The organism is Hyphomonas johnsonii MHS-2, assembly GCF_000685275.1.
GTDB classification, from domain to species: Bacteria; Pseudomonadota; Alphaproteobacteria; order Caulobacterales; family Hyphomonadaceae; genus Hyphomonas; species Hyphomonas johnsonii.
This window is the reverse complement of record NZ_ARYK01000003.1, coordinates 1-13,184: the sequence shown is the minus strand read 5'-3', so window position 1 is coordinate 13,184 and position 13,184 is coordinate 1. Positions and strand designations below refer to the sequence as shown.

Here is a 13,184-nt window from a genome sequence, read left to right as displayed (position 1 = left end):
CTACAATTCGAACGGATCGCGCATCAGGATGACGTCTTCGCGTTCGGGTGAGGTCGACACGAGCGCGCAGGGCTTGCCCACCAGCTCTTCGAGCCTGCGGACATATTTCACCGCCTCGGCCGGCAGGTCGGCCCAACTGCGGGCGCCTGCGGTGGACCCCTTCCAGCCCTCGATGGTCTCGTAGATCGGCTCAACGGCCGCCTGGTCGGTCAGGCCGGCCGGGTAGTGGTCGATCTCCTTGCCGTGCAGGCGATAGGCGATGCAGACCTTGATCTCGTCAAATCCGTCGAGCACGTCGAGCTTGGTCAGGGCCAGGCCGTTCACGCCGCTCGTGGCACAGGCCTGGCGCACCATGACGCTGTCGAACCAGCCGCAGCGGCGGGGCCGGCCGGTATTGACGCCGACTTCCTTGCCGATGCGGCAAAGCCGCTCGCCGGTTTCATCATGCAGCTCGGTCGGGAACGGGCCGGCGCCGACCCGTGTCGTGTAGGCCTTGGCAAGGCCCAGCACATAGGAAATGGCGCCCGGACCGACGCCGCTTCCGGCGGATGCATTCCCGGCGACGACATTGGACGAGGTGACGAACGGATAGGTGCCGTGGTCGACATCCAGCATCACGCCCTGAGCGCCCTCGAACAGGATGCGGCGGCCCCGCCTGACCTGCTCGTCCAGCAGCTTCCAGACGGGCTGGGCATACGCGAGAATCTGCGGCGCAATGGCCAGGAGGTCGGTCTTGAGCTGCGCGCCGTCCGGTTCGGGCAGGTCGAGGCCGGTGCGCAGGGGCCGGTGATGGGCGAGCAGCCGCTCGATCTTCATGTCCAGCGCAGCCGGATCAGCCAGGTCCGCAACGCGGATGGCGCGCCGGCCGACGCGGTCTTCATAGGCCGGGCCGATGCCGCGCTTGGTGGTGCCGATCTGAGCGGCGCCTAGGGCCCCTTCCCGCGCCGCATCAATGTCCTTGTGCCAGGGCAGGATCAGCGACGCATTGTCAGCGAGAACAAGGTTCTCCGGCGTCACCTCGACGCCCTGCGCCCGGATGCCCTCGATCTCGGTCAGCATGTGCCAGGGGTCCACCACGACACCATTGCCGATCACCGACAGCTTGCCGCCGCGCACCAGGCCCGACGGCAGCAGCGCCAGCTTGAACACCTTGCCGTCTATGACCAGCGTATGACCGGCATTGTGGCCACCCTGGAAACGCACGACCACATCGGCCCGGCTCGACAGCCAGTCGACGATCTTGCCCTTGCCTTCATCGCCCCACTGGGCCCCGACGACGACCACACCTGACATGTCCTGCTCCCTATTCAGCCGCCGCGACATGGGCAGGATTTGGCCGGTAATTGCAAGGCCCTGCCGACATGGTTGGCGTGGCGTGCGCGCGCAATCATGCCCAAGTTGCCGATGCGGGCGAAAATGTCGCTTCCGGCGACGGTGCCTCAGCCACCAAATTTGTAGATGACGCGCACGCCGAGATTGTCGAGGCCCTGATTGCGGCCGCTGCCGATGATCTGGCCGTGGCTGAGATGCTCGTACAGGATCTGGCCACCCCAGCTGTCGGAGAATTCGTAGTTCAGCCCAAACGAGGTCCGGAACAGGTCACGCGAACCGAGCAGGACGTGCTTTTCCGTGAAGGCATCGCCCCGCGGATCGCCTTGCGGGAACGGGCTTTCCAGTTCGCCGCTATGGATCGCATAGCCCTCTCCCAGTTCCAGCGACCAGCCGTCGGCGAATTCCCAGTCCCATGTGAGGCCAACGGCGCCAAAGCTGGTATTACCGGCCGTGTTGGCGCTGCCCATCACATAAGGGCGTGGCGACCAGATGATCGACAGGAAATTCGGGGACTTGAACACCAGTTCCCCGTTGATGTTGGGCCCGTCTTCCTTGTCGGCATTATTGCAGTCCTGAACACAGATATTGTGTTGCAGGACGCCGAAACGGACCTCCTCCAGGAGGTCCGCCGACGCTGTCCCGGCCAGCAGGCCGAGCGTGGAAAGTGTGAGTAGAGTGCGGCGCATGAATGATTCCCCTGTCAGGCGTAAGATGGAAGGGAATTAATGTTTTTGCCGCGCCGTCAAGGCTTTGCGCACTAGGTGCGGCCGCGAACCCAGCGAATGGTGACTTCAGAGACACGGTGGCCGAATTGCTCGGCCGTCTCGAGATCGAAGCGATCCGGCGTTTGGTCTGCCGGCTGGTCTGTCAACGACTGGACGCCGAGGCCCAGCGTGAAGCTCGCCCGGTTGTGCACCGCATTGATGTCCTTGGTGGACGCATTGTAGCCGGGCAGCATGCCGGTGCCTGTCCAGATCATGCCATGTTGCGCCGCGAGGGTGGAAAATTGCTGCAGGGTCGAGGACTTGTCGCCGTACAATGAGCCGGAATTAGTGAATCCGGCGGCAATCTTGTCTTTCCATCCGTGCGAGAACCAGACCTTCGAACTGGCCTCCATGAACTGCTTAAAGACGGCCGATGCGGAGCCCATATAGGTTGGCGCGCCGAAGATGATGGCATCGGCAGCGGCCAGTTCATCCCACGGACCCGCGTCGGGACTGGTGAGGTCGTCGGCCTTGTAGAGTATGACTTCCGCGCCGGAGACACTGGCAGCGCCGATACGGACGTGTTCTGCGACCTTGGCCGTGTGACCATAGCCGGAATGATAGACGATAGCGATCTTGGCCATGATGAGGCTCCTTGCTGGTTGGAGCCTGTTAGCTAGTGCAGGGCCACCCATCGGGCAGCCCTGCGGTCTGAATAGCAATTATGCGGCATTCGAACGATCAGAACGTCAGCACCTTCGCATACCGCACTTGCGGCAGCGCCTGCAGCTTGGTCACGAACGCATCGCCAGGCACGGAATCGATGCCGATCAGGGCGATCGCTTCGCCGCCGGCTTTGGTGCGGCCAAGGTGGAAGGTCGCGATATTGACCTTCGCCTCGCCCAGCATCTGGCCAAGCGCGCCGATGAAACCCGGCTTGTCGAGATTGTTGACGTACAGCGTGACCGGCGAGAAATCGCCTTCCAGCGCCATGCCCTTCACTTCGACAATGCGCGGCTGCCCGGCAATCAGCGTGCCGGCAAGCGTGCGCCAGCCACCTTCCGACGCGTTCTTGGTCGCCTTGGTCTTCACCTTGACGCGGATCAGGCTGTCATAGACCGGGCTGTCTTCTGTCTTGGTCTCGGTCAGCTTGACGCCGGAGTCGGCGAGGATCGCCGGGGCCGACACCATGTTCACGTCACCGCGCGAGGCGCGCAGCAGGCCAGCCAGCAGGGCCGCCGTCAGCGGCTTGCGATTGAGGTCTGCAACCTCGCCTTCATATTCGATGACGACTTCATCATAGCCGAAATCCGAGATCTGCCCGGCGAAGCTGCCCAGCTTTTCGGCAAGGCTGGCGAACGGCTTGATGCGCGGGGCTTCTTCCGCCGTGATCGACGGCATGTTCAGCGCATTGGTGACCGCACCCGACAGCAGGTAGTCCGACATCTGCTCTGCCACCTGCAGGGCGACATTTTCCTGCGCTTCAGTCGTGGCGGCGCCGAGGTGCGGCGTGGCGATGAAGTTCTTCTTGCCGAAAAGCACGTTTTCCTTGGCGGGCTCCACGGCAAACACATCGAACGCGGCGCCGGCAAGATGGCCATTGTCCAGCATTTCGGCAACGGCGTCCTCGTCGACCAGGCCGCCGCGCGCGCAGTTGACCAGGATCAGGCCCTTCTTGGTCTTCGCCAGGTTTTCACGCGAGAGGACGTTGCGGGTCTGGTCTGTCAGCGGCACGTGCAGCGTGATCACATCTGCGCGTTTCAGCAGGTCGTCCAGTTCCACCTTCTCGACCCCGAGTTCGACGGCGCGCTCTTCGGTAAGGAAGGGGTCGTAGGCGACGACCTTCATCTTCAGGCCCACAGCGCGTTCGGCGACACGGCTGCCAATGTTGCCGCAACCGATCAGGCCCAGTGTCTTGTAGCTGACCTCGGTGCCCATATAGCCGGATTTCGGCCATTTGCCGTCTTGCGTTTCCGCGTTGGCGGCCGGGATCTGCCGGGCGGCAGCGAACATCATGGCGATGGCGTGCTCGGCTGTGGTGATGGCGTTGCCGAACGGCGTGTTCATCACGACGACGCCCTTTGCGGTGGCCGCCTTGATGTCGATATTGTCGACGCCGATACCGGCGCGGCCAATGACTTTCAGGTTCCTGGCCGCAGCGATGACGTCTGCATTCGGCTTGCAGGCGGACCGGACGACCAGGCCGTCATAGTCCGGGATTTCCTTGATCAGGTCTTCCGTGTTCAGACCGACCTTGGTGACGGTTTCGATACCACGTGCGTGGAAGATCTCGACGGCGGCGGGGGAGAGCTTGTCTCCGATAAGGACTTTGGGCATTTCGGTTTCTCTTTGCGATTTCAGGGGCGCGAGGCCCGGCTCTCCTTCGACGTTGCTCAGGATGAGCCTTCCATTGGGTGTGTCAGCGCGCCCTCATCCCGAGCGAAGTCGAGGGACGAGAGCGCAGGAGGCAACAGCTAGAGGCTGGCGGCTTCTTCCGCGAAGGCCCAGTCGAGCCACGGCGTCAGGGCCGCGACATTCGATGGTTCAACCGATCCGCCGCACCAGATGCGCAGGCCCGGAGGGGCCTTGGCATAGCCGGCTGCGTCGAAACAGGCGTTTTCCTTTTCGAGCCGCTTCATCATGCGCTTGACGAAATCACGCTGGCCGGCCTCGTCCATGCCGGCGACGCGCGGATCCACGATCCTGAACGTCACGCCGGTGTTCGAACGCACCGCTGCATCCGGGCAAAGGAATTCCACCCAGTCGGTCTTCGCGACCCAGTCGGTCAGCGTGGCGAGACTTTCGTCGGAGCGTTTCTGGAGCCCCTTCCAACCGCCAAGGCTCTCACACCAGTCGAGCGCCTGCAGGTAGTCTTCGACGCACAGCATCGACGGCGTGTTGATGGTTGCACCTTCGAACAGGTCTTCGTTGAGCTTGCCGCCCTTGGTCATGCGGAAGATTTTCGGCAGCGGCCGGTCGGGCGTGTAGCTTTCGAGCCGGGCGACGGCGCGCGGGCTGAGCACCAGCATGCCGTGCGCGGCTTCCCCGCCAAGGCATTTCTGCCAGCTGTACGTGATGACATCGAGCTTTTCCCATTCGATGTCCTGCGCGAAGGCAGCCGACGTCGCATCGCAGATCACGACGCGGTCAGGGTTGGGCTTGATCCAGTCGGCGTTCGGCACGCGCACACCAGACGTGGTGCCGTTCCAGGTGAAGATCAGGTCGGCATCATCGCGCGCCTTGGTGAAGTCCGGCAGGACACCATAATCGCCGACAAAGGTGTTGCAGTCCTTCAGCTTCAGCTGCTTCAGCGCATCGGTGACCCAGTCCTGGCCAAAGCTTTCCCAGGCGAACACGTCGACGGGTTTCGGGCCGAGCATCGACCACATGCACATCTCGACCGCGCCGGTGTCGGACGCCGGCACGATAGCCACGCGGTAATCGTCGGGAATGCCGAGGATCGCCTTGGAGCGGTCAATTGCGGCCTTCAGCTTCTTCTTCGCATCGCCGGAACGGTGCGAACGGCCAAGCGCGGCAGTCTCAAGTTTCTGGAGGGAAAATCCGGGACGCTTTGCAGTCGGGCCGGACGAAAAGTGTGGGCATGCGGGAAGCACGCCGGGTTTGGCGACATTGGTCATCTGTTTTACTCCTATCCTTACAGATAGGCTGCATGCCGTTGGGGGCATGTGGCCCGCCGCGTCTGTCTCATATTTCTCGGTCGGGAGCAAACGGCATTCTTGCGGTCGGCGCTGCGACCTGCTTCAAAAGGGTGTGACCGCAATACAGATCACTCCCCTTTCCGGCACACTTGGCGCCGAAATCACGGGCCTCGACCTTTCGGGCGAGCTGTCGAACGCGGCATTTGACCAGATCCACAGCGCCTTCATGGCCCACAAGGTGCTTGTCTTCCGCGGCCAGCACACCCTGACCCCGGACCAGCACAAGGCCTTTGGCCGCCGCTTCGGGACGCTCAACGTGCACCCCTATGTCGAAGCCATGCCGGGCCACCCGGAAATCCTCGAAATCATCAAGGAACCGGAAGACACGGTGAATTTCGGCGGCGGCTGGCACACCGACATGAGCTTCCTCGAGGAACCGGCCCTCGGCTCGATCCTGCATGCGATCGAGACCCCGCCCTATGGCGGTGACACGCTGTTTGCCGACCAGCAGGCCGCCTATGACGCGCTGTCTGACGGATTGAAGAAGACGCTCTCCGGCATGACCGCCATCCATTCGGCGGGCAAGGAATACGGCGCGAAAGGCATTTCAGCGAAAGACCGCAAGTCGATGCAGGCGACCCGCGCCGACGACGCACCGGAATACGAGCATCCCGTCATCCGCACGCATCCGGAGACCGGCCGGAAGGGCCTCTATGTGAACCCCGCCTTCACCCTGCGCTTTGCCGGCTGGACACGGGCGGAGAGCAAGCCGCTGCTGAACTACCTGTTCGACCTTTCGCGGCAGGAACAGTTCACCTGCCGGGTGCGCTGGCAGGCAGGCGATGTCACCATGTGGGACAATCGCTGCACCTGGCACTTTGCGCTGAACGACTATGCCGGCCAGCGCCGCCACATGCGCCGCGTGACGGTAAACGGCGACCGCCCGCGCTAGGCCAGGACGCGCAGGATGCCCCAGGCGATCAGGGCCTGCCCGCCGAAATACAGCGTCCAGACTGCGAGCGAAGACTTAACGCCGGCAGGTTCTTCTGCGGGCTTGCGGAAAAGCTGCAGCGACAGGACCGTGTCCGACGCGATGAACATCAACGCACCGAGCGTGACGAGCCAGTAGGCCGCATCAAGCCGCAGGGCCGCTGCGCCCATGACTAGGATCACCGCCGCATAGGCAAACACCGGCACCCGCATGGTGCCAAGCCAGGGTGACAGCCACCGCACGAAGGCTGCCCCACCGAAGATCAGCGCGATCTGCGCCGTCAGGTTCAGGACAGTCCGCGGCGCAAAGTCCAGGCCCCAGAACAGGGCGACATAGGCCACATGTGCAAGGAAGAAGGCCGCCATGCCCGGCATCAGCCAGCGTTCGCCGTCCTTCGCGAGGAAGAGGTCCCCCAGCGAACTCAGCGCCAGCGCGGCGACGAGCAGGAGCGGCCCGCCCGCCAGGTACGCCCACAGCGCCAGCAGTGCCGTCGAACCGGTCTTCACCAGCAGGCCCGTCAGGCCCTTGGCGCGATAGCAGAAGGCGACACCATAGAGCAGGCCGAGCGCGATTGCCGCGTAGACTGAAACCTCCCCCCCGGTCATGCGCCTAGTCGGCCCCTTTGACAGGTTCCGGCAGGCGCAGCAGCCGGCGGGCCATGCGGCGATGGCGCTCCTTCACATACATGCCGACCACGCCAAGCGCGGTGGCCAGCACGGTCGCATCATCGGTGAAGCCGAGGCCGACGACCATGTCGGGCAACAGGTCGAGCGGCATGACGAAATAGGCGACCGCCGCGAACAGGACGGCCTTGGCCTTCATCGGCGTCAGCGGGTCGCGGGCGGCGTACCAGGCCGCAACCAGGTCGTCGGCGAACGGCACCCGGCCGATCACACGCATCAGTTTGGGCACCAGGCCGCGCGCTATGCGCTCGTCGCGCTCGATCGACTTGGGCAGGTATGTCCCGTCCGTGCCCCTGACCGTATTTATAATTTCCGCTGCGTCAGTCATTGCGAACTCCTCATACCATTATAGACACATGGCCAGTCAGACGAAAACCAGGGAGGGCAGTGCCCCATGAAACTTGATTCCAGCATATCCGCCGTCATTACAGGCGGCGCATCCGGCCTCGGCGCAGCCACCGCCACCAAGCTCGCCGGCATGGGCGTGAAGGTCGCGCTGTTCGACCTCAACGCTGAAAAGGGCGAAGCCCTGGCCAAGAAGCTCGGCGGTGTGTTCTGCGAGGTCAACGTGACCGACGACGCTTCCGTCGACGCGGGATTCGTGAAATCGCGTGCCGCCATCGGCCAGGAGCGCATCCTGATCAACTGCGCCGGCACCGGTAACGCCATCAAGACGGCCAGCCGCCACAAGGAAACAGGCGAGATCAGCCACTTCCCGCTCGACAAGTTCAACCTGATTATCCAGATCAACCTTGTCGGCACGTTCCGCTGCATCGCGAAATCGGCTGCCGGCATGATGACACTCGACCCGATCGACGGCGAGCGCGGCGCGATCGTCAACACTGCGTCCGTTGCCGCTGAAGACGGCCAGATCGGCCAGGCTGCCTATTCAGCCTCCAAGGGCGGTGTTGTCGGCATGACCCTGCCAATCGCCCGCGACCTCAGCCGCGAGTTCATCCGCGTCAACACGATCCTGCCCGGCATCTTTGACACGCCCCTGCTGGCAGGTGCGCCTGAGCCGGTCCGCAAGGCCCTCGGGGCACAGGTGCCGCACCCGGCCCGTCTCGGCAATCCGGAAGAATATGCGTCGCTGGCCTGCGAGATGTGCAGCAACGCCTATTTCAACGGCGAAGACGTCCGCCTCGACGGCGCCATCCGCATGGCACCGCGCTGAGCGCCTGCCCCCGTCGCCCAGACAAAAAAAGCCCGCTCCCAGGAGCGGGCTTTTCCGTTTCAGGCGTTTGCGCGCGCCGGCAGGAACCGGCTGTTGCTGAGCAGTGATGCCGAAACCAGCGACACGAGCAGGCCCGGCGGCACGATCTCCGTCAGCGTTATCGGCATCCGGAACAGCGGGTTGCGATACATGTCGACAAACTTGCGCGTCCGGGTTTCGACAGCGGCGAGTTCCTCGCCTGAAACGCCCTTGGCGCGGGCTGCCTCGATCATCGCGTCGCCATAGGTGCCGGCAAAGTCCATGCCCGTCGTGGCCAGCGTCACTTCCCAGGCCATCACATAGATCACCCCGGCGATCAACGTGATGCCCAGCCCCATTGCCAGGGCCGGCAGGAACCTGATGACGCCGCCCTGCGCAACGTCGCGCTGCTGTTTGACGGCCACGAAGATCAGGCTGAAGCCCAGGAACATGGACGCATAGCCGAACAGGGCGCCATACTTGTTCTCGGCCGGTGACAGGTCTTTCAGCGCCATCGTGACACCGAACAGGAACACGCCTGCTATCAAGCCTCCGCCGAGCCCGGCCCAGGCAATACGTTTCAACATTTCACTCTCCTCCCCTTGATTGGATGCCCGGACCAAAGGCCTTCCTCCGGTTCGGCTCAATCGCCCGAAAGGGTGATTTTCGCGAAATCACCCTTTTTATCAGGCCTATGCCACGAGTCCGAGTTCCCGCGCCTTGAGGATGGCCTCGGTCCGCCGCCGCGCGCCCAGTTTCTCGAACAGGCGGGCAATGTGCGTCTTCACCGTATTGGGCGACACACCCAGCTTTGCCGCAATCTGCTTGTTCGACAGCCCCCCTGCCAGCAGGCCCAGCACTTCATGTTCGCGGTCGCTGATGCCCAGCGCGGCACGGGCCGCCGGGTTGCCGGGCGCCTCGCCAGCATCATTCGTGGCACTGCGCCGGAACAGTCTGGAGCCCGCCCACACGCCAAGTGCGAGGAACAGGGCGGCAACAATGCCGATCTGGAGTTCAGCGGAATGGAATTGCGCAAATCGCTGGTATTCCAGCCACTGCAGCAGCAGGGCACCGGCCGCCAGCGCCACGCCATAGACGACCAATGTCCGGAGCGATCCGGGGACAAGGCGTCTGAGACGGGTGCGTTTGCGCATGTCGGGAACCAGCCAGCGTGAGTCAGGCGCGCAGACTAGCGCTCCACCTGCTGCAGGTCACGCCCCGGATCATGGGAACGCCGGAATCAGAAAGCCCGCTCACACCGAGCGGGCTTTCATTTCAGGGGCCAGTCTTCGGGAAGGTCAAACCGCCCCTGAAACCTATTGGCCTTTGCGCTGTTTGACGTCTTCCTCGCCGGCCGTGGCGCGGTCGGATTCATCGAAGATGATCTCGGCCTCTTCGCCCTTGCCATAGGCACGGGACTTCTTGGCAAGCGCGGACATCGAATCCTGCATGCGGCCCTGGCCGACGGCCATGGTCTTGGAGGCGCTCATGCCAACAGCGTCGGCGTCACCGAAGCTTGCGAATTCGGCACCGAGAAAGACAACTTCCCAGCCATTGGCCTTTGCCCGCTCCAGCGCAGCCTTGGCGCCGTCACGGGTGATTTCCTTCGACGAGTTCTCATGGCCGTCCGTCATGATGACGATGACGGCCTTTTCCGGCTTGTCGGCTTCGGCCAGCGAGACCATCCGGCCGATGGCGTCGAACAGCGGGGTCATGCCGCGCGGACTGGCTTCGTCATTGGTGACATTCGTCCACGATTCTGCCGGGACCGCCTTGCGCAGGACGTCGAACTGGAGGGATTCCTGGTAGTCGAAGACCGCCAGCGTGACGGCGGTCTTGATGTCCTCGCCTTCTGTCTCGCCCTCATCGGCTTCGCCGACGCTGGCTGCATAGGCGTTCACCGAACCGAGTGCCTCGTCCCAGATGTCACTCATCGAACCGGTGCGGTCGAGCAGGATGTAGGAGTGTATGGACCCGGCGGTCGGCGCGGGTGTCGGTGCCGGCTTGGCCGCAGCAGGCAGGACCATGGCCAGGCTGAGGCCTGTCATGGCGATTGATAAGAGTGTGGATTTCATCGGGGCGTCCCTTCCCATTTCTATCGGCTCCCCAGCCTTCGTGACGGGCAGGATTGCGAAACATTGGGGCGCGCCTGTGGCCAACCTGTGCCGAAGCCAAGAAAAAGCCCGCCTTTTGAAGGGCGGGCCAGTTCAGAATGAATTCAGGAACGTGTCAGGCGAACTGCGGCGCGATCTTCAGGTTCTGCACCCAACCGATCTTCTCGAAGGCCAGCAGGATGGTGCCGTTATAGTCGACGATCCGGTTCCAGACGCCCTTGCGCGGGCGGTGCAGCGCGCTTTGCGGCGCGTCATGGTGATGATCGTGGAAGGCTTCGCCGCCTGTCAGCAGCGCCATCAGGTGGTCTGCCCAGATCGGTGTCTTGAGGTGGCCGAGCACGTTGATGCCGTAGACGGTGGCGTGGAACTGGATGGCGCGGCCGATGACGACGCTGGCATGGATGATCGCGGTCAGCACGAGCGAGCCGCCGGCAGCCCAGACGATCAGGTAGACAGCCGCGGGAATGACAAGGTGCACGACCAGGCTGATCTCGTTGTAGAACCGGTCCATCCAGACAATGATCGGATGCCCCTTCAGCCACATGGCTAGCGGGCGGTCGGTGTCCTTCTTGTCGCGCCAGAGGATCCAGCCGACCCAGGCCCAGCGCTTGGATTCAAACGGGTTGTGCGGGTCGCCCGGCGCATCGGCAAAGCGGTGGTGCTGCGAATGATAGTTCACCCAGTCCTTCACGTTGCCCTGCATGGCCAGCATCAGGTTCATCATCGTGAGGAATTGCGCCGGCGCCTTCAACTCGCCTGCGCGGTGCTGGAGAATGCGGTGCAGCGGGCCAATGCCGGCATTGCACAGGAACACGGACAGCGCGATCACGCCGAGCGCGATCGGGAAATACCACCAGTGGAACGTCAGTTCGCTCAGCGCGAAACCGAGAACGACCATTGTGATGAACAGGGCGAGGCCAAGGGCCGGGTAGCCGAAGGCTGAAAAGAAGCTGGCCGAATTGAATGTCTTCCACGTTTTCGGGATGGCCAGAGAGCGAGGGATCATGTGCGTAGTGTCTCCAATCGGCCGACGGGCCGTGCGTTCTGCAAGCCATTCTCAGGCCGGGCCGATTAACACATACTTAAGGTCGGCAACGCCTTCGGGGAAGCCGGAATTGTCATCCATTGCGCATATGTGATCGCAGGGGTGACGCAAAGCTCGAGTTTCGGATAAATGCGCTCAGCGGTGGGTTTGAACCCAAGGATCGGGGAAACAAGCGGGATGCAGGAAGAACGCCGCCTGAAAGCGATCGAACGCCTTGTGTCGCTTGGGGTCGATCCGGAGGCAAGCCAGGATGAGACGGCGCTCAGGATTCGCTGTTCGCTGACACCTGACTGCGTCGATTCGGGCGATTACAGTCTCTCGGTGAACTTCCATGCCGGACAGTTCAAATGCTCAAGTTGCAAGACTGAGGGTGACCTCGAAGACCTGATCGTCGCCCTGGAGTCATCCGGGGTGCCAACCAATGCCGCCGTGCAGGACGCAGAGTTCACGGAAGTTACCAAGGCGGAGTCAGGCGCCCTCCAGCCGGCCATGCAACCCAAAGTCCTGCCTCTCCGCGCTGAAGACCGCGTTCTTCCACCCCCACCGCCCCCTCCCCGCCCTCACCGCAACCTCGGCGAGCGCATCATCATCACCCTGCTCGCGCTCTTGTTTCTCGGCGCGGGCCTCAGCGCGGCGGCCCTGTCCGGCTTTGCCAATTACCAGGCCTTCTCCAGTTCCGTGACAGACCCGTTGCAGGCCGGGCTCTGGGGCTGGACCGGCGTTATCGCGTCAGTCATCTCGTTTGGCGGCTTCACCTTCTTCTACTGGCACACGGCCAACAAGCGCATGAAGGAAGGTGTCCGCGCCCTGCTCTTCGCCCTTGCCGGCGCCGGCACCAGCATTCTCGGCACGCAGATGTATATCGCGGCCAACAACCAGGCCTCCGAGGCAGAAATCACCACGGCCGGAACAAACCGCGCCCTGCTGCAGCAACAGCTTGCCGACTGGCGGGTCCAGCTGGCCGGCATCCCGCCGGAAACGCGCTCCGTCGAAGGCCTGGAAGCCTATATTTCGGAAGTCGAACGCGTCGGCCGCACCGAACAGAAACCCTATCGCGATGCCCAGAACGAACTCGGCCTCGCCCGCCGCCGCGACGCGCTGCAGGCCAAGATCGAGGCCGCCAATGCCGAACTGCTCGGCAAGGGCGAAGGCGATATCCTGATCGAGGCCCAGGCACGTGCGGCGATCCCCAGCTGGTTCTTTGCCGGCATGCTGGAACTCTTCTCCAGCCAGGGCACATCCATCGGCCTCGTTGCCCTGCTGATCCTCTACAGCCGCCGGCGCACCCCCGCCGCCGATCCCGAGCCGCTCGCAAACACCTGACATCGCGCACGCAGGCGCCTTCAGCTCTGCATTCGCCACGGAAAGGGGTGTTCGCTGGCGACCTGTGCCCGATTTTTCCGCGGCCGCACCTTGGGTTCGAATACCCGTCTCGCGAAAAATCTGCCCCTGTGAGGTGGCTCA

Annotated in this window: 14 protein-coding genes; 3 read left to right on the top strand and 11 right to left on the bottom strand. The window is 63.3% G+C overall.

What is annotated here, in order from left to right; all coding sequences use genetic code 11:
- The 5 genes from HJO_RS06840 to HJO_RS06820 all read right to left on the bottom strand — a co-directional run bounded on the left by HJO_RS06840 (position 1) and on the right by HJO_RS06820 (position 5,674).
- On the bottom strand, positions 1-1,293 hold the full coding sequence (locus HJO_RS06840) for an adenylosuccinate synthase (RefSeq protein WP_035616031.1): 1,293 nt from the start codon (positions 1,291-1,293) through the stop codon (positions 1-3).
- Positions 1,294-1,439: 146 nt separating this feature from the next.
- Positions 1,440-2,018 (bottom strand): acyloxyacyl hydrolase, encoded by a 579-nt coding sequence (locus tag HJO_RS06835; RefSeq protein ID WP_035615465.1) that lies wholly within the window; start codon positions 2,016-2,018, stop codon positions 1,440-1,442.
- Positions 2,019-2,089: 71 nt separating this feature from the next.
- Positions 2,090-2,680 (bottom strand): flavodoxin family protein, encoded by a 591-nt coding sequence (locus HJO_RS06830; RefSeq protein WP_035615463.1) that lies wholly within the window; start codon positions 2,678-2,680, stop codon positions 2,090-2,092.
- A gap of 97 nt (positions 2,681-2,777) precedes the next feature.
- Positions 2,778-4,373, bottom strand: a complete 1,596-nt coding sequence (gene serA / locus HJO_RS06825) for a phosphoglycerate dehydrogenase (RefSeq protein WP_035615461.1) — start codon at positions 4,371-4,373, stop codon at positions 2,778-2,780.
- 137 nt (positions 4,374-4,510) lie between these two features.
- Positions 4,511-5,674 carry a phosphoserine transaminase gene (locus HJO_RS06820; protein ID WP_035615459.1) on the bottom strand — a complete coding sequence of 388 codons (1,164 nt, stop codon included), beginning with the start codon at positions 5,672-5,674 and terminating at the stop codon, positions 4,511-4,513.
- Positions 5,675-5,807: 133 nt separating this feature from the next.
- Between HJO_RS06820 and HJO_RS06815 the strand changes: the two genes are divergently transcribed.
- Positions 5,808-6,647, top strand: a complete 840-nt coding sequence (locus HJO_RS06815; protein WP_035615457.1) for a TauD/TfdA dioxygenase family protein — start codon at positions 5,808-5,810, stop codon at positions 6,645-6,647.
- Here the strand turns inward: HJO_RS06815 and HJO_RS06810 are convergent.
- Positions 6,644-7,291: a lysoplasmalogenase gene (locus HJO_RS06810; RefSeq protein ID WP_035615454.1), complete on the bottom strand. Its 648-nt coding sequence runs from the start codon at positions 7,289-7,291 to the stop codon at positions 6,644-6,646. The genes HJO_RS06815 and HJO_RS06810 overlap by 4 nt on opposite strands.
- 4 nt (positions 7,292-7,295) lie before the next feature.
- Positions 7,296-7,697: a YkvA family protein gene (locus HJO_RS06805; RefSeq protein ID WP_051618368.1), complete on the bottom strand. Its 402-nt coding sequence runs from the start codon at positions 7,695-7,697 to the stop codon at positions 7,296-7,298.
- Between the two features lie 66 nt (positions 7,698-7,763).
- Between HJO_RS06805 and HJO_RS06800 the strand changes: the two genes are divergently transcribed.
- Complete coding sequence (locus tag HJO_RS06800; protein ID WP_035615453.1) at positions 7,764-8,543, top strand: SDR family NAD(P)-dependent oxidoreductase; 780 nt, start codon at positions 7,764-7,766, stop codon at positions 8,541-8,543.
- Positions 8,544-8,602: 59 nt separating this feature from the next.
- Here HJO_RS06800 and HJO_RS06795 read toward each other — a convergent pair whose 3' ends face one another.
- The 4 genes from HJO_RS06795 to HJO_RS06780 all read right to left on the bottom strand — a co-directional run bounded on the left by HJO_RS06795 (position 8,603) and on the right by HJO_RS06780 (position 11,681).
- Entirely contained in the window at positions 8,603-9,148 is a 546-nt protein-coding gene (locus HJO_RS06795; RefSeq protein ID WP_035615451.1) for a DUF4199 domain-containing protein, read from the bottom strand.
- A 105-nt stretch (positions 9,149-9,253) separates the two neighbouring features.
- A complete protein-coding gene (locus HJO_RS06790) occupies positions 9,254-9,715 on the bottom strand; it encodes a response regulator transcription factor (RefSeq protein WP_035615449.1) in 462 nt (153 codons plus the stop codon).
- Between the two features lie 162 nt (positions 9,716-9,877).
- A complete protein-coding gene (locus HJO_RS06785) occupies positions 9,878-10,636 on the bottom strand; it encodes a vWA domain-containing protein (protein ID WP_035615447.1) in 759 nt (252 codons plus the stop codon).
- Positions 10,637-10,790: 154 nt separating this feature from the next.
- On the bottom strand, positions 10,791-11,681 hold the full coding sequence (locus HJO_RS06780) for a stearoyl-CoA 9-desaturase (RefSeq protein ID WP_035615445.1): 891 nt from the start codon (positions 11,679-11,681) through the stop codon (positions 10,791-10,793).
- A 216-nt stretch (positions 11,682-11,897) separates the two neighbouring features.
- Between HJO_RS06780 and HJO_RS06775 the strand changes: the two genes are divergently transcribed.
- Positions 11,898-13,043, top strand: a complete 1,146-nt coding sequence (locus HJO_RS06775; RefSeq protein ID WP_035615443.1) for a hypothetical protein — start codon at positions 11,898-11,900, stop codon at positions 13,041-13,043.
- Positions 13,044-13,184: the final 141 nt, after the last annotated feature.